At 55.4% G+C, this 16,338-nt stretch carries 12 protein-coding genes; 3 read left to right on the forward strand and 9 right to left on the reverse strand.

Features of this window, described 5'->3' with window-relative positions:
• Window positions 1-13 precede the first annotated feature (13 nt).
• The 3 genes from I9185_RS17615 to I9185_RS17625 are packed head-to-tail and all read right to left on the reverse strand — an operon-like array spanning window position 14 to window position 5,255.
• Window positions 14-853 carry a phosphoadenosine phosphosulfate reductase family protein gene (locus I9185_RS17615; RefSeq protein ID WP_170707375.1) on the reverse strand — a complete coding sequence of 280 codons (840 nt, stop codon included), beginning with the start codon at window positions 851-853 and terminating at the stop codon, window positions 14-16.
• A complete protein-coding gene (locus I9185_RS17620) occupies window positions 850-4,245 on the reverse strand; it encodes a hypothetical protein (RefSeq protein ID WP_210093731.1) in 3,396 nt (1,131 codons plus the stop codon). The genes I9185_RS17615 and I9185_RS17620 overlap by 4 nt, the downstream gene beginning before the upstream one ends.
• The gene (locus tag I9185_RS17625) at window positions 4,245-5,255 is read right to left on the reverse strand and encodes a DUF4007 family protein (protein ID WP_210093732.1); all 1,011 of its coding nucleotides are present in this window, start codon (window positions 5,253-5,255) and stop codon (window positions 4,245-4,247) included. The genes I9185_RS17620 and I9185_RS17625 overlap by 1 nt, the downstream gene beginning before the upstream one ends.
• A gap of 105 nt (window positions 5,256-5,360) precedes the next feature.
• Here I9185_RS17625 and I9185_RS17630 point away from each other — a divergent pair, with 105 nt between their 5' ends.
• Entirely contained in the window at window positions 5,361-6,551 is a 1,191-nt protein-coding gene (locus I9185_RS17630; RefSeq protein ID WP_210093733.1) for a cysteine desulfurase family protein, read from the forward strand.
• A gap of 216 nt (window positions 6,552-6,767) precedes the next feature.
• On the opposite strand, the gene I9185_RS17635 is transcribed toward I9185_RS17630, so the two are convergent.
• The 5 genes from I9185_RS17635 to I9185_RS17655 form a co-directional block, all read right to left on the reverse strand.
• Window positions 6,768-7,424, reverse strand: a complete 657-nt coding sequence (locus I9185_RS17635) for a hypothetical protein (RefSeq protein WP_210093734.1) — start codon at window positions 7,422-7,424, stop codon at window positions 6,768-6,770.
• Window positions 7,425-7,866: 442 nt separating this feature from the next.
• Window positions 7,867-9,108: a membrane dipeptidase gene (locus I9185_RS17640; protein ID WP_210093735.1), complete on the reverse strand. Its 1,242-nt coding sequence runs from the start codon at window positions 9,106-9,108 to the stop codon at window positions 7,867-7,869.
• A 50-nt stretch (window positions 9,109-9,158) separates the two neighbouring features.
• Window positions 9,159-10,337 carry a carbohydrate porin gene (locus tag I9185_RS17645; RefSeq protein WP_210093736.1) on the reverse strand — a complete coding sequence of 393 codons (1,179 nt, stop codon included), beginning with the start codon at window positions 10,335-10,337 and terminating at the stop codon, window positions 9,159-9,161.
• The gene (locus I9185_RS17650) at window positions 10,334-11,098 is read right to left on the reverse strand and encodes a DUF3299 domain-containing protein (protein WP_210093737.1); all 765 of its coding nucleotides are present in this window, start codon (window positions 11,096-11,098) and stop codon (window positions 10,334-10,336) included. The genes I9185_RS17645 and I9185_RS17650 overlap by 4 nt, the downstream gene beginning before the upstream one ends.
• A gap of 25 nt (window positions 11,099-11,123) precedes the next feature.
• The gene (locus I9185_RS17655) at window positions 11,124-12,521 is read right to left on the reverse strand and encodes an amidohydrolase family protein (RefSeq protein ID WP_171118964.1); all 1,398 of its coding nucleotides are present in this window, start codon (window positions 12,519-12,521) and stop codon (window positions 11,124-11,126) included.
• 142 nt (window positions 12,522-12,663) lie between these two features.
• On the opposite strand from I9185_RS17655, the gene I9185_RS17660 reads away from it, so the two are divergent.
• Both I9185_RS17660 and I9185_RS17665 read left to right on the forward strand, forming a co-directional pair.
• Window positions 12,664-13,665, forward strand: coding sequence for an AraC family transcriptional regulator (locus I9185_RS17660; RefSeq protein ID WP_210093738.1), 1,002 nt, complete (start codon window positions 12,664-12,666; stop codon window positions 13,663-13,665).
• Between the two features lie 536 nt (window positions 13,666-14,201).
• Window positions 14,202-15,200 carry a LacI family DNA-binding transcriptional regulator gene (locus tag I9185_RS17665; protein ID WP_171638007.1) on the forward strand — a complete coding sequence of 333 codons (999 nt, stop codon included), beginning with the start codon at window positions 14,202-14,204 and terminating at the stop codon, window positions 15,198-15,200.
• Here the strand turns inward: I9185_RS17665 and I9185_RS17670 are convergent, their stop codons facing one another.
• Window positions 15,201-16,334: a Gfo/Idh/MocA family oxidoreductase gene (locus I9185_RS17670; RefSeq protein ID WP_171638008.1), complete on the reverse strand. Its 1,134-nt coding sequence runs from the start codon at window positions 16,332-16,334 to the stop codon at window positions 15,201-15,203.
• Window positions 16,335-16,338 lie beyond the last annotated feature (4 nt).

Raw genomic sequence — 16,338 nt, forward strand, 5'->3', positions numbered from 1 at the left:
TTTCTTATCGCCTTCACTTGTGACAGGCTAGGCACATTTTTGATGAACCATACAATTCGTCCAAATCCAGCTCCTCGACGTTTTGGCGCAGAGGATTGAGTTGTCGCCTCTCTCTCAGGCGCTCCAGTCTCTTCTCATAGTCTTGCTTGATTTGGGCAACACGATCCGGCGCCGTCAGCTCATCCAAAGACTCTCCCTGAGACCAGGTGAAAGGCGAGCCGTGCGCGACAGCATCCTTCTCGTAGGACTTCGCTTCTTCGAAAGCCTCGGGGTGATGCTCCTTGAGCCGAACCCACTCAATCTTCTGTTGATAAAAACAGAACGTACAACCGCTGCGTGAACGCCAATCATAGTAGCGCGGCAAGCCCAGCCCGGAGTCATCGAGGATATCAGTGACACCGGCCTTGTCGATTCCGTCATCCTTAAACGGAAGCTTGATGATCAAATTGTCATTCTTGGAGCTATAGCCTTCGCGGTATTCTTCATCGGCGCGGATCGCCACGTAGCTGTAAACCCGCATACCCTCATCAAGTAGCGGCCTAATCCAATGCTCGAACGGGCGCAGTTTGAGTTGACGGGTGCACCACCGAGTCTGTGGCGAAGGTAAAAAGCTCTTGTAACGCTTGAGCCAGAAATCAAAATCCCTGTCCGGATTAAGCCTTAAAATAGGCTTGCCAAGAAAACCCTCCAATCGACCCAGGAATTCATAAACCTCAGGCAGCTCTTTTCCGGTATCGGTGAAAAAATACTCGATATCCAACTCAGGGTGGTGCTGGCGCATATAGACCGCTAGGGCGGCGCTGTCCTTTCCACCCGAAAGCCCTAGGACGTGCTTTTCCAAGGGAGCAGTCATGAAACGACCCTTTCGTCGGTATTTGTCTCCGGTTCCGCATTCGTGGCGGGTTGCATGTACCGTGCACTGAGTTCGGCCAAAGCCGCGAGAATGACGTTGCGCCTGTCGGGTGCGGCACCTGAAAGGGCGACCTCAACGCGCGCGATAAGTGCATCTACATCCTGACGGTCGGCATCGGTGATCGAGAACTCCTCAAGTATTGGAGCCGGGCGGCCATCAACTCCCACGACCACAGCCATCGCTTGTCGTTTGTCGCGGCGGCCCTTTACGCGCGCGAAAGACTCATTGCGAATGAATTGTTGTGCAAGTGCGGTCACCTCAACGGCCGCCTTGTCCAGATCGGGATCAGTCCAGGTGCGCGGCGGTTTATCTGCCGCAAAACTGGCGATACCTTCAATATCTGCCACACTTCCCTCGAATTGAGAAAGGCGGGCAACAAAGGCCTCAAGGCGGAAATCCCCGCCAAGCGCTCTAATATTTTCAGCCCTTGCGCGCAATTCTGATAGGGCTTGCGGTGAGCCGTTCGGCACCTGCAATTCTTCCAGCATCAAGTCGGCAAGCCTTCGCAGCATTGCAGGATAGGCGTTGGTGAGTTCTTCGAGGCCCTCGCGAACATCCTTTATCATTGCTATGAGAATTGCTTCATCATCGAGTCCGGCATTCGCGCCAAAGGTAGCAGGAATATCGTCAAACAAGAACTTGTTTGGATCACTCGCATGCTTGAACAGGTTTCGCACATGGACCGCGTTGGCCGAGAGCCGCGTCGTACGTTTGGTCCACGCATGGAGACGCTCATAGACGGCAATAAGCCCCCGCGCCACGTCGATGGGTGTAAGGTGCGATAAGCTGTTTCTTTCATCAAGCGTACGGACAACATCCGCCATGCCGGACAAAAGCCGCCGTGCCACTGCCGACAGGTCCATCCAACGTAGCTGAACTTCGGACGGGTCCGTAGCCAGCATTTCAACATCCACATCTTTGAAGCGCGGCTGGAAAACGCCCTGCCGATAAATTGCGACCTTGTCACGCCGCGACATTATGAATGCAACGGCCAGAACTGGCATAAGTCCGTCTTTCAGGCCAAATGGCGGCGCTGCCCAAAGATTGTAAAGCTCGGCGACATCAACTGTTCTGTCCTCGGACGCAGCAAGATAATCGGCAGCCGCGTCCCACAAAGGCTTCAATTCGCAAGGATCTCTGCCTTTTTCCGGTTGGGAAAAACGCCAGTTTTTTTTGTCTTTGATGTATAGCCCGGTGACTTCGAGAAGAGAGGCATAGAGCCCACCCTCGGCCGGAAATCCTTCGATGCTTAGACGTTCTTCTCCTTCATTCACGACCATGTGGCGCAAGAGCGCGTTTTGCGCTGCGACCGCATTGCTTGAGGGCTTAATTCTATTGAGCAACTCGTTGTGGATGCGCGGTGTTTTTGGGTAGCGGGCGTCTGCGAGTTCGGAGGCCATGCTGTTGAGTTCAGCATGCAACCAATGCCGCTCTTTTCGCCCTTTGCGGTGCCAAGTGGCATGATCGAAGGCACGGCGAATCTCTTCTTCGAGCTGCCCTTGCAGCGCGGTATGCCGTGCCTGAACTTCGCGCTGCGCAACGGGGTCGCCTGCCAGGTCCGGATGTTCTTCCCTCACGGTTTCGAGGGCTATGAGTTCCCGTGCAAGATCGGTGATTGCCCAGGCCCGTTGCGAAAGCCCGGTAACGATGTCCCAATCTTGCGACTGGCGTGCTGCTTCACGGCAAATCCTCTGCGCGTGTTCCTCGCTTTCACCTTCTGTCGGAACAGCAAGTAGGAACTGGCCAATCGTTCCCTTTTGCGGCTTGAACGTGATGGCCTTGTCAACCAAGCCGTTCAGCGGCGCGAGGTGAACGTCAAACCAACGTAACGCCCCAGTCTCATGGTAGTGGCGCTTGGCAAGGATGGGTTGCATGCCCGCGAGTCTTTGAAGCACATTGAAGTCGGCTTCCCGAACATACTCCAAAGCATCGCCCACAGCGCGGTCGATATCAAAATCGCTTCCGGCAAAAATAGCAAAGGCGTCGGTGAACTTGCGGTAAATTACAAGCGACCACTTCCGCAATTGCTCAAGGGCCTTTTTGGTGTCCGCCTCTGAGAGACCGCCTACACAGCCACGTAACAAAGCGATGTTGGGAACAAGCCCGGATCGCTCTTTAAACAAGTCGATAAGTGCGACGGTCTTGAGCAGCCGTACATGGTCCTCATCACCGCCAAGAGCTTCACAGCGCTCAACAGCTTCGGCGGCCATCGCCCATCTGTGGCCGTCAGGTGATGCCAGGATCGAAGGTTCCAGATTAACACGCAAATAATCCCAAAGCCGGGCCGGCTCGAAAATATCCTCATCGGCTGCGTGGCGAATGAAGTCCTGGAATCCGAATGGTTCGGCCGAATTCAAGAATCCGAAAATGCTGCGTTGGTTTTGGCCGAAACGCCTGCGGGAAATCGGACCAAGCAGACACGCCACAACCGGATGCAAAGGCCAGCACCCTTCAAGTATTGTCGGCAGGTAGGCCGAAGATGCCGGTCTTTGTCGCTTGATTTCTTCCGCGACAAGAATTGCTCGTGCACCCGGTTTGACGGGGCCACGGCCATTTTCGATGGCGCGGGAAACGAGCTCGATCTGCTCTTCGCCCGCAACATTGACGGCCAAATCTACAAACCGCCCTTGGATTTTTGACCACTCATCGCGCATTTCCCGCGACAGGCGCCCGGCATAGTCCTCGAAGGACTGATGCAAGATGCCGATCAGGAGAAGGCGCCCTCCGCTTCGAGAAGCGGCTTCGGCAAGAAGCTGAAAGAGGTAAACATCGGATCCGTCCTGAGCGGCGGCTTCAAGGAATTTGCCCATCTCATCGATGAACAGGATCAGCCCCCCTTCACTAAGCGGATGTTTTGAAGCGATTTCGGTTAAAGCGGAAACTACCTGCTTGTCGTCCCATGTCGCGCCGTTGGCGCACTGTGAATATCCTCCGGCTTCGATGGCTTCGCCGATAACGCGCGCCGGATCGTCCCGCCGCCCGACGACAGGCAGAATGCACCAACCTTTTGCCTTGGGAGGCAGTGCTTCGAGAACCGTCTGCGCGGTCTTCTTCCCGATGGCAGCACTTGCTTGTTCTCGCAACGCCTTGTCTTGGCCTAGCAACGCGCTGAGTGCGACAACGAGACTTGACTTCCCGCTACCGTAAGGCCCGGTCCAAGTGAAAGCACCATGACCTGTCCGCGCAACGTGGTCGGCGGTTGTAATAAGAACATCTTCAGATGATTTCGGACAAATAAAGCCTTCGAGTGCTTTTGAGTCGTTGAAATCGGCATCTATCCTAACGGCACGTTGAAAACGGCGGGCAATATGGATGCGCTCGGCAAGGCTCATTACGCCACCTCCTTTTCCGGAATACGGCCAAAGTCCGCATCAACAAAATTCAAGGCCGCCTGAAGATCGAGATCGCCTTCACGAATGACTTGCTTGAGGCCAGCCGTTTCAGACCAACGAAACACCCCATCAGTAAACTCTTCAAGATCAAGCAACCTGCCTGCAACATCGTTTTCATCAAGCAGGAAAACACGCCCCGGCGAACCAGGTTCATGGGCAATGGCCTCAAAGGACAGAGTGCGTGCCGGAGAGTATGCATTCCAGAAGTCAATGAGAGCATAAAGAAACACACCGCGGCCAAGTGTTGATTTAGAGCCGCGCACAAACCGGAAACCGTCCTTTTTCCCCGTTGCTTTGATCAGTCCAAGCTCCGCGAGCGGCGATTCAAGAGTGTCTTCGTGAGCTGCTTGACCGGTCGCATGCCGCGCCACATAGGTCCGCACGAAACACTCTACATCACGCTTTATCGTGGTCGCCGCAACCCTTGACCACTTACGGTTTTTCGAAACTTTTTCAATACCTTGTACCAGACTCTCACGTTCAAAGTTCGCGCTAGGATAGTTGCCAAAACTCCAATACCACGTCGTTTTTTTGGGGTGCCCGGCAATCTGCCAATGAATAAGCCACAGGCTCGCCGGATGTTCCATATAGGGATCAAGGCCGCTCTCACCGAAGAGCTTTCTGCCAAGGGCAGAGGTTGCCACGGAATTCGGCTCTTTGCCGTCGGCAATGATACCGGCTGCCATCGCCCAATGGCGCATCGATGCTACCATATTCTTGCCAAGCCCAAAGCGAGCGATGGCCTCATCGGCCAAAAATACAGATTTACCGCCCGCCTCACCATCGCATTTGCTGACAGCGTCAAAGGCTTTCTTCAACCAACCGTATCGGAGCGGGAAAGTTTCATGTCCGGAAAGCTGTGGTGTGTAATCATCTAGGAATAATGGGCCGCGTGGCATTGATTTTCTCGAACTGGAGGATTGATCCAGCTCGACACTAACCCACAACATTTGGTAGGGTCAATCCAAGAGCTGGAGACATCTCCCAGATGCCCGGAAACGTTAGATGCGCGCAAGAACAATCCGATACATTACCCCTAGTGAATTGTAAATAATATGAAAAACGAGAAATCATACTATCTGGATTATCAAGCTACAACGCCCCTTGATTTAAATGTTTTAGAGCAGATGTCACCATATTTCGCAGATTCGTTCGGGAACCCGCATTCTGCCGATCATGCTCGCGGTTGGAAGGCTGCACAATCTGTGGAATTGGCCGCGCTTCGCATTGCCGCACTGCTTGGCGCAGACTCCAATGAAATCATCTTCACCTCTGGCGCAACAGAGGCCAACAATCTTGCGCTTTTGGGCCTTGCACGTCGAGCATCTGGCGGCAAGCGGCGCCGGATATTGCTTAGCGCGATTGAGCATAAGTGCGTCCTTGCCACCGGGCGCGCCATCCAAAAAGAGCTCGGGTTTCAGATTGAAACGCTCAAGGTCGACGCTTCTGGTCGCGTCGATTTGGATCATTTTGCAGAGCTGATCGGCGATGATGTTCTGGCCGTCTCAGTCGTCGCAGTAAACAACGAAATTGGTACGATTCAGGACGTCGAGGCTATCGGTAAGATCGCCCATTCCTTCGGCACCGTTTTTCACTGCGATGGCGCGCAGGCACCTTGCGCGATGGATATTTCAGGATTGGTCGAACATGCCGACATGGTCAGCCTGTCCGGGCACAAAATGTATGGTCCGATGGGCGTCGGTGCGCTCTACATTCGGCACGATTTGCAAAACGCCATCGAGCCATTGATCTACGGCGGGGGTCAGCAAGACAATCTGAGATCCGGTACCCTTCCCACACCGCTATGTGTCGGCATGGGTGCAGCGGCCGCGCTCTTGGACGGTGAAAATTCACAATCTGAGCGTGCACGCCTTACGCGGCTACGCGACCGGTTTGTCCAAAAACTGACGGCTCTTCCCCAAACGATAATATTGAACGGTCCACCTTCGGGGGCGATGCGTCACCCTGGCAATGCCAACGTACGGTTTGAGGGATACTCAGCGCAGGACATTCTCGGAGCGCTTCAGCCCCACATTGCGGCGTCTAGCGGTGCTGCCTGTACAAGCGGCATTCCGGAACCATCCCATGTGCTGCGCGCAATCGGCTTAACAAATGATGAAGCGGACGCCTCGATCAGGTTCAGTTTGGGGCGCGGTACGAGTGAAAAAGACGTAGATGAAGCTGCCGCGTTGATTGGAGACGCGCTAAACGAATTTGAGAACGAGCACGCGTTGCACATCGCTTGAAACGCACAACCCGTCGCGAGATTTCAACGTTATGGAAACTCACGGCCTTGCCCGAGTGTGAGCAAAGAAAGTCAGATCGTTATCACGAAGCAAAGCGGACGGACGATTTTTGGCTGCGGCAAGTCGTTTCCTTTGCCCCAGACTTAATTTGTAGACAGTGGATCATTTAGTTTTGAAACAGCGATGACCGGGTCAATGGGATAGGAGGGTGATAGTCTAAATCACACCGCGTAAATCAATGTGCTCAGACGCCGTCTCCGGGGAAATTAGGCGTTCGAGCAAGATGAGAACATAGAGTAGCTCCTCCCTGATAGCCGACCGGGGGCGGCGGTCGTCGGCTTGATCTAAAGCACAACGTAAATTCAGAACCAGGGCTGACAGCTCCCGCAAACGACTGTCACTATCATGGGGCCATAAAAAGAACCGGGCAACAGAATGCTCTGCTGCGCGTTTACTTGGGTTGCAAGGACAAGCATCGCGGCAGGAGGCCTGACCACTTAGTATTGCATCAAACGCAGAATCCATCACCACGCCGCCGACGACGAGCTCGCCACCTTCCAGCAAATCGGTATCGGCGCGCCCGTCGTCCAAGACGTACCGCCAATAGCCGGCATGGCCTTCGAGTTCCCATTTGGCCTTTTCTTCGTGGTGCGGGTCTCCGCAGGGTGCGTGAGCACTGACATCTATCGCGCCAAGAGATCTTAGTCCGTTCTCGAATTCGACGAGCAGCGCGGCAAGGCGTTTTTTTGTAAGCCAGTTGGGAGACTTGTCCCAAAACCGATCACTTGGCGCATTCTCCAAACCGGCAATAAGATCGATAATCTTCTGACGGCTTTCGGCGGCAAATTTGAGTTCCTTATCCTTAGTGATCATGGCGTTAGTCCTGTGATGGCCGTTTCTCAAACGCTGGCGGAAAAGCTGACGTCTGGACTGCATAATCCTCAATATCCCCAGCCACTTGCATACACTTCACGCCAGGGATCGTCATCCCTGCAAGCCAACACTTCATATGCTTCAAGGGCTGCACCTGAATGATTAGCTATTCTCTCTATTGGGTAGAGCCTAAGCTCCAGTTTTACGAAGCGCTTGCCGGTTCATTGAACCTTCGACGCTCGATCCTGGTTGCCCAGGGAATAGAAAGCAGAAAAATCCCGGCGTTCACGTTCAATAAAATCAGCATGTTACGCGCAACCCACTTCGTTTACACCGAAGATGTCGGGAGTTCGAGTCTCTCATCACCCACCATCCTTTCCCCCAAAATTTCTGCGCTGTTCCGCATCCGGGGCCAATCATCATTGATGCCGGTCCCGAAAGTCTATCGCGAATAAAACCCTTCTCGCAATTCCTGCCTGAGACGCAGACGCTCGGGGTATTCTTTCAGAAATTGTTCGGGGGGGGTGCCCTCCCAGACTTGCGCGTAAACCCGCATCTTGTTGCCGCCATAGATCTTTTCGAGGTCTTCATCGGAATAACCTCTTGCCCAGAGATCATCGGTAATTGCCGCAAGGATTTTGGCCAACTCACCGTTGCCGGTCGCCCCTTTGTTGAACGCGTCGATCATATAGCCGCCATCATCATACATGCTGGCGTTTGCAGTCGCGAACTGCACAACCAATTCAGTCGAGAACATGTCATCCGTTGCGATCCCAACGTGGTCGACCCCAACAAGTTGAACATAGTAGTCGATCATGTCGGCGGCTTGCTTGGGTGAGATATCTTCAGGCCAAACGCCGTCCATCATCCATTCAGTGAATGTCGGAGAAACATAGCCGCCCGATTTGGCCGCACGCAGGGCCTCGTCATCGGGAATGGCCCGATAACACCCGCGTGGCGTCGCACCGGGTTCGTTTGCGTAAAGGCCGGCAGGAACCGAATGCGTGTAAACATAAGGCACGCCGGGATAGTTTTCGTCCATGTAGTCCATGGCGTCGTTGGCCGTTTTGGAACCCGTGTGGCTCAGGTCCAGAAGGATGCCGAAACGCACCATATCATCGATCACCGACTTGCCCCAAGGGGTCAGACCGATATCGCGCCCGTTATAGGCCGCCAACTGCCCCGACCCGGTGCGGAAGATATCGTTGTAGGCCAGGATCATACTCTTGATCCCCATATCCTTAAGCAACGCCATCTTCCTCAGGTCGCCATCCAGAATCGTCGCCGTCTGGCTGTTCCAGATGACCGCCGTCTTGCCTTGAATATGGGCGGCTTCGATATCGCGGGTTTCATTCACGATCAGGTAATTCTCTGGCTGTTGCGCCATCGCCGACCGGAAGTGGTAGTGCTGATCAAGAAAGGTCTCAAAAGACATATCCGCTGCGGCCAGCGTCATCTCATGACCTGTTATTCCGTGGTCCCGAGCCCGCGCGAAGTAAGTGTGCAGCTGTTCCTCTTCAGTCCAGCCGGTGCCGTAGGGGCTGGCCAACATGCCAAGCACGATTGTGTCATTCACAAATTGCTTTGCTTCATCCGACGCATCCCATGTCTTGCTTTCCTCGCTCGCGTGCAGCGCGGCACCGGATACGATTGCAATGGCGCTTGCGGCCAACCAAGTTTTCATGACTGAGCCTCCCAAATTGGTTTCGTGTGAGTTGCTGCTTTCGAGCCGCATCAAAAAACGATCCGGGTGCGCAGGCTGAACAACGTGATGCTATCCTGATTGGCGTTCAGCAGCGGATTGGAGATGAACTGTAGTGACGGCGTGATTTGCAGACCGGGTGAGATTGAAAAGCGATAGAATGCTTCCAGCGTGAACTGATCGCCGTCGATGTTTCTTGCTTCGGCCCAGTTCAAACCCAAACCGGCCAGATCGGTGTTTCGACCGTAATAGCCCAGCCCGGCAGAAACCGAACGATCATACAGCGCTGCCGTGCCTTTCGACGCTCCTGCCCGAACGAACGGCATCCATTTGTTGTCGACAAACCAAGCCGCGGAAAACACGGCGCCATAATCTTCTGCACGGCTGCCATCGTCGGCCGCATCTGCATGCCAGAGGGTCAAATGGACATTGTCGAAATAGATGCGATCAAAGCCCGAAGTGTAGCCAATCTCAAACGATTTGAAGAGATTGCCGTCCCTGAACACGTCAAGACTTGGATCCGACGGATCGGCGTTTGCGTCTGCAACGCTGGCAACGGCGTAGAAGTTTTTGCTCAGCTTTATCCCACCGGCAATGCCAATTCCCTGGTTGGGTGTGTTGATTGTCGGGTTGGTGTTGAACGACAGGTTTTGGAACCCGCTGTAGGGGCTGACCAATCCATAGATATCCACAAAGTCCGTCACATCAATCTGGCCGACTTGCAGCGTCCACACGCCGTTCTCGGCCCTTTGGGTCCAGAACAGGTTGGTCAGCAACAAACCATTGTCGTTGAAGGCTGTCCCGGTGATCGACAATGCACCTCCGTCCAGCCCAAGGAATTGCGGGGCAACATCGGTGTATCCGTGCCGATCTTCGATTTTGAATGTCAAAGAACCCCGCTCGGTTGCCTGCCAACTGCCGTAGACACGCGCGATTCCACTTGCGGCCTCACCAGTTCCCAAATCAGCGTTCGTGGATTGGCCCAACGCCAGGTAATCCACGTTGAACCGAAACCCGCCCTCGGCCAGCCGGTCTTTCCACCGAAACCAACCCGGCGCGATGTTGCGCGGAAATTCGGAACGGTATTGCGGATCGGTCAGGCCATCGCCAGGTTTCAGCTCGGCCTCGACCGAAGAAGGCCCGGACAACCCCTGCGCAGACGCCGTACCCGCGCAGGCAATGCTCAATGCGGCAACAAGGCGCCCTATCATTCCGACGCCTTTGCGCCGCCAGTTTTACGATTGCCAGCAGCTCGGAGGCGATCGGCTGCACGCTGTCTCCATTCCAGACCGTCGGCCTTTGTTTCCAGCGTTTCAACGCTGTCCGTCTCCAGTTTGAAGGTTGCATTCATCGGCACAAGCCCATCCACGACCATCATGTTCTGAACCGAGGGTTCAATCGTCAGCCTACCTTTGAGCCGAACGGGTTCATGGAAGTAACTGGGGGCCCAGTCGCCGTTCAACCGCACCCGGATCATCTGATTGGGCGGAGGCGGGGGCATATGGCTGCACATCCCGCGTTCTGGCACCAAATATGCAACCGCTCGCCCGTCCGGATCGTTCGGCGCGGGAATGGCAAAGCCTGTCAGCGTAACACTCTGGCCATCGAGTTGCGGATTTCCGTTTGTTCCTGCCTTTCTTCGCCGCTCTTTCACAGCCTCTCGCTGATCGAGCAGCCAGTCGACATCAACGCCACCCTCGGCCAAGGCGTCTTCAGTCTCGGTCAGAAGCTCTTGCCATTTCTGTCTTTCCTCAACGCTGCCGACATCCTGCTGCAACCTGCCGCGCAAGCGCACGACGAAGAGGACATCGTCAAACTGTTCAGGGCTCAGATCACGATAAGGGTCATCGAACACCTGCACCGACGGGTCCGGAAGGTCAGACCAGTCAAGCGTCGCATGGGGCGTTGCCATTGCGGAATGACCGCTCAGGACAAAGCCAGCGAAAACTGCGGCGCGAAACCAAGGGAACATCAAATCTCTCCAACCGTTATTTGGGTCAGTCCAGTGTGTTCTTGTATATCACACCGTCCTTCATAATCAGTCGGATCGTTTCCGGGCTTTCCGGCCTCGGGTCGGCGCCAAACCATTGATCCCCGGTTCCAACGACGGAAAAGTCTTCAAGTGGGTTTCCGTCGATCAGCAGGATATCAGCATAGGCCCCTTCCTCGATAACGCCCAGATTGCCTTCGGGATAGGGGTTCATGAACGGTCCGGACAAAGCGGCGATTTCACCGCCAGTAGATGTCATTGCGACCAACGATGCGTGAGAGCCAAAGAACTCATTATTGAGATGTTTTTCATAGGCAATTTGAATATTGCAGGCAGCTACAGAACCTACGCAATCCGTGTGAAACCCTCTTTTAGCTGGGCACTCATTCATGTTTTTTATGTAGTCGCCGAAAGCCTGCGTGGCGGACTGTGCCTTTCGTAAGCTGGCTGGGACATCTCGAATGGCAGGAATATCGAAGAGATTTGGATCAAATGCCGTGAGATTGGTTGTGATGTAGGCTCCTTTCTCTTCCATCAGCGCTGAAATTTCACAATCAAACATGAAACCGTGTTCAATTGATCGCACACCAGCATTCAGTGCCGCCATGATCGTTTCCTTGCGGTAGGAATGGGCCATGACGTAGCTTTCGTATTCGTTGGCAACCTGCACGGCCGCTTCTAACTCTGCCGTCGATCCAGCCAATAACTGCCACGGGTCAAACACTGAAACTACACCGCCTGATTGCATGTACTTCAATTGTGTTGCCCCCATCCGAAAGTTGTTACGAGCAAACTTGTACATTTCGGAGACACTGTCGACTTCTTGGGCCATATTCAGACGGCTGAAATTTGAAGACTGGCCAACAGGTGCTGTAAAGTTGGCGAAATCAGCATGGCCACCACGCGTACTTAGAAAAGCAGCCGCAGGGTAGAAACGCGGCCCGACAATAGTCCCGGTGTCGATTGCGCGGCGAAGCCCTCCATTAGCGCCACCTGCATCTCTTACGGTGGTAAAGCCTTGCATTAAGTACATCTCAGCCATTTGAGTGCCGTGAATCGCGAGGTCTTCCCAAGTGCTGTTGGCTTCCATTGCGGGCAACGTGGGTCCTGGCAGCATCAGGTGTGCATGATTTTCGATGAAGCCGGGGGTCAGTGTCCGCCCTTCTCCGTCAATAACCGTAGCATTGGGGGCATCAATCACTTCAGTTGATACGGCCTTAATCAGGTTGCCCTCGACCAATACGCTGGCATTCTCGATACGTTGCTCATTCACGCCATCAAAGACGTGCACATTGGTGAACAGCGTTTGAGGATCTTCTTGATCCTGAGCCTGCGCAGCCACCGAAAAACCAAAAACTGCCGCGACCATTACCGCCGGGCAAAGGGATATTCGCATGTTGGTCATAGGTCTTCCCTTCACATTCACGTTTTACCGAACGTAGCCCGAAAACTCTTGGGCGGGTTGCCACTTTTGGATTAACATGTGCGAATGTGACCGCAAAAAAGGCCACTGAACGAAACCATTGGTTTAAAAAAGGGTGACGGACGTGCCACTCAGCTCCACTTCTGAAGCGCATAGCGAAGGCTTTATCCGCCTCGCGCTGGCCGCCCCGTTTCTGCAATATCTCACCGACCGCAGGATCAATCCGCAACCGGCCTTGGATCAGGTCGGCTTGAAGGCCGACCTGCTGTCCGACCCATCTGTCTATGTCCACTCGGAACTGGTCTATGGTCTGTTGAATGCCTTCTCAGAGTTGTCAGGGGATCGATACCTTGGCCTGAATGTAGGAGAGACATTTGACCTGCAAGGATGGCCGCCGTTCGCTCGGTCGTTGCAATCCTCGAACACTCTGTTCGAGTTTTTTGCCCGGTTCGTCAGGCTTGTGCCACAAGAGTCCAACTCCGTGCGGCACAGCCTTGTCGTGGAAGCAGACAAAGCGATCTATCGGATCGCGCGGCAACAGGAACCAACCGTTCCGCCCGTTCAGGTTACCGGGTTCGGGGCTGCCATCTATGTGCGCCTGTTGCAAAGCGTGGTCGGAAACGCGTGGGATCCGTCCCGGGTGCGATGGGAAAGCAGATACATCCTTGGCTTGCCACGCGGTTACAAAGGTATCGAAGTCGGTCTTGGACCCAACCCCGGAATGCAGATCAGTTTTCCCGTGGAATGGTTGTTTCTACACCATGCGGCAGAGGAGTCCGAAGTGCCGACAGCCACGATTCGACACAATGAAGACGTCACCGTAGTGGCCGCTTTGCGGTCTGTCCTGCGTGGAAAACTCGATGAGTCAGAGCTGGGGCCGGAGGTTGTGGCCGGATTGCTGGGTATCCAGCCCGAGCGGTTCCTGAAAGCACTTCAGAAACATCAGACAACACTTCCCCGAGAGGTAAGGCGTCTGCGGGTCGATGTCGCCAAGAAGCACCTCAGAGAAAGCAAAATGACAGTTGCCGAGATCGGTCTCATGCTTGGCTATTCCGACAAGTCCCACTTCACTCGGTTTTTTCGAAACCAGACCGGTGTGACGCCAACCAAATTCCGCCTTGGATAGCACCTGCGCTGCGAATGGGCGGGTTGGCGTTCCACTGCTTCTCTCATGTGTGTCCACCAAGGGATGGCAAGAGTTTTTGCCACGGTCATGGAGCCAATGCCAAGGGTTGAAAAAGCTGTTGCCCCACGGTCCTTTTGGCAACGCATGCGCCGTCACGCATGCCTGTTGCGGCTCGATCGGACGTGATCTTGAAAGCGGCAGGAAAGGATATGCCCTTGAACCGCTCCGCGGTTTGTGCAACTTCAAATCGCTGACAACACCGGGTGTCTCTGGGAACCTGTGCCCTTGGCGGCAGTGCAAGACGGCGCTTGGGTACATCTGCGGATTGGAAAATGCGCTTCGGTTATGCCGAAGATGTCAGGAGTTCGAGTGTCTCATCACCCACCTTTTTGCCTTCAAAATTTCGACGCTCAAACACGGTTGAATCGTCGCGGCAGAGTTGCAACCGGTTGCAAGTTCAGGTCGATGATGCATAATGCTCGGGCAATGCCAGACTTATCTGTTTTCCTGCCTCGCTGTAATCGGAGTCCCGCAGCGTGAGCGTGACCCTGAAAGACGTGGCCGCCTTGGCCGGTGTATCGCGATCTGCGGTGTCGCGCACCTTTACCGAAGGTGCCTCGGTTTCCGCAAAAACGCGCAGCAAGGTTGAAAAGGCCGCGCGAGAGCTGGGCTACAGCCCCAATGCTCTGGCTTCGTCGCTGACGACCGGGCGCACCAAACTGATCGGGTTGATTTCGAACAACTTTCACAACCCGATCTTTCTGGAAGTCTTCGACCAGTTTACACGCGCCTTACAGGAACGCGGCCTGCGCCCGCTGATCGTGAACCTGACGGACGAGACCGAGCCCGCCAATTCCGTACGCATGCTGCGGCAATATTCGGTGGATGCGGTGATCGTCGCCTCGTCGACCTTGCCGCCCAGCTTTGCCAAAGCGTTCCACGATGCGGGCGTGCCGGTGGTGCACACGTTCGGCCGGTCTGCCACCTCGCCTGAGGTGCATGTGGTCGGGATCGACAATGTGGAATGCGGCCGCATGGCCGCGCGCGAGCTGGTCGCGCGGGGTTATGCCAGCGTGGGCTATCTGGGCGGGCCGCAGGATGCGACCTCGTCCCTGGACCGGCAGCGGGGCTTTTTCGAGGAAATGGCCAACCATCCGCAGATTCCCGTCAACCACTCCTTCGCCGGAGCTTATTCCTTCGAGGCCGGCCGGGCCGAGATGCTGCGCCTGCTGGCGGGTGATCCGGCGCAGGCCTATTTCTGCGGCGACGACATCCTGTCGATCGGGGCGCTGTCGGCGCTGGCCGATCACGGGCTGAAACCGGGCACCGATATCGGGATCATCGGCCTGAACGACATGGAGATGTCGCGCTGGGAATATATCAACCTGACGACTATCCATCAGCCGATCAAGCAGATCATCACCTCGTCGGTCGATCTGGTGGAAGAGATGCTGAAGGCGCCCGATCGCTACCCCGAGGCACGGATTTTCCCCTGCCGGGTGGTCGAGCGGGGCACGTTGCGGCCCCGCCCCTGATCAGCGGAACATCGGCGGGCGGGCGTCTTGCCAGGCACCATCTGCCTTGCCCGACACAACAGCCGCGTGCACCGCTGCGATCGATCGCACGCCATCCGCTGCGGTGGGCAGGCCATCCCGGCTTTCACCGCGGATCGCATCCGCCAGATCACAATAGATATTGGCTACGGCCAGCGGGAAGCCTTCGGGGTGCGCGATGGCGACCCGAGACAGGCGCTGCACTTCATCATGAAGACCCCCTTCGCCCTTTTCGATGATCTGGGTGCGCCCTCCTACCGGGGTGTAGATCAACTGGTTGGGTTGCTCCGACGCCCAGCGCAACCCGCCGGTTTCGCCAAAGACCTGAATGTCAAAGCCATGCTGGCGCCCGATCGCCACAGAAGATGTCCAAAGACGCCCGACTGTGCCGCTTTCCATCCGGAAGTTGATCATTGCATCGTCTTCCAGTTCCCGGCTTGCGATCGTTGAGGCCATATCAGCCGAAAGCGTCTTCACCTCATCATCGCAGATAAAACTGGCCATATGCAGGGCGTGGATACCGCAATCGGCGAACTGCCCGGAAACCCCTGCCATCGCAGGGTCATAGCGCCAGCGCACGCGCGGATTGTCCGCATCGGTGGCATCCCCATGATGGCCGTGGCTGAAATTGGTCACCACAAGACGCACCTGTCCGATTTCGCCTGAGCGCACCATAGCGCGGGCCTGCCGCACCATCGGATAGGCGGAATAGCAATAGTTCACCGAGCAGATCTTTCCCGACGCTTCGGCGACGCGGACTATTTCCTCACCCTCTTCTACAGTCATGGTCATCGGTTTTTCACACAAGACATTGAAGCCCGCCTCAAGATAGGCCTTGGCGATCTCGAAATGCGTCGAATTCGGAGTGGCGATTGTCACCAGATCGATCCGGTCTTCACGGTCCTTCTCACCGGCCAGCATCTCTTGCCAGTCGCCATAGGCGCGATCGGCGGCAACACCCAATCGCTGCGCGTATTCTCGGCCCGCTTCGGGCCGGTGATCCAGCGCGCCTGCGGCAAATTCAAACAGCCCGTCAGCCTGTGCCCCCAAGCGGTGCGCGGGGCCAATCTGGCTGCCTTCACCACCACCGATCATGCCCCATCTCAACTTAGCCATGGTC

Origin of the sequence: Ruegeria sp. HKCCSP346, assembly GCF_017872595.1 — a bacterium.
Taxonomy (GTDB): Bacteria; Pseudomonadota; Alphaproteobacteria; order Rhodobacterales; family Rhodobacteraceae; genus Ruegeria.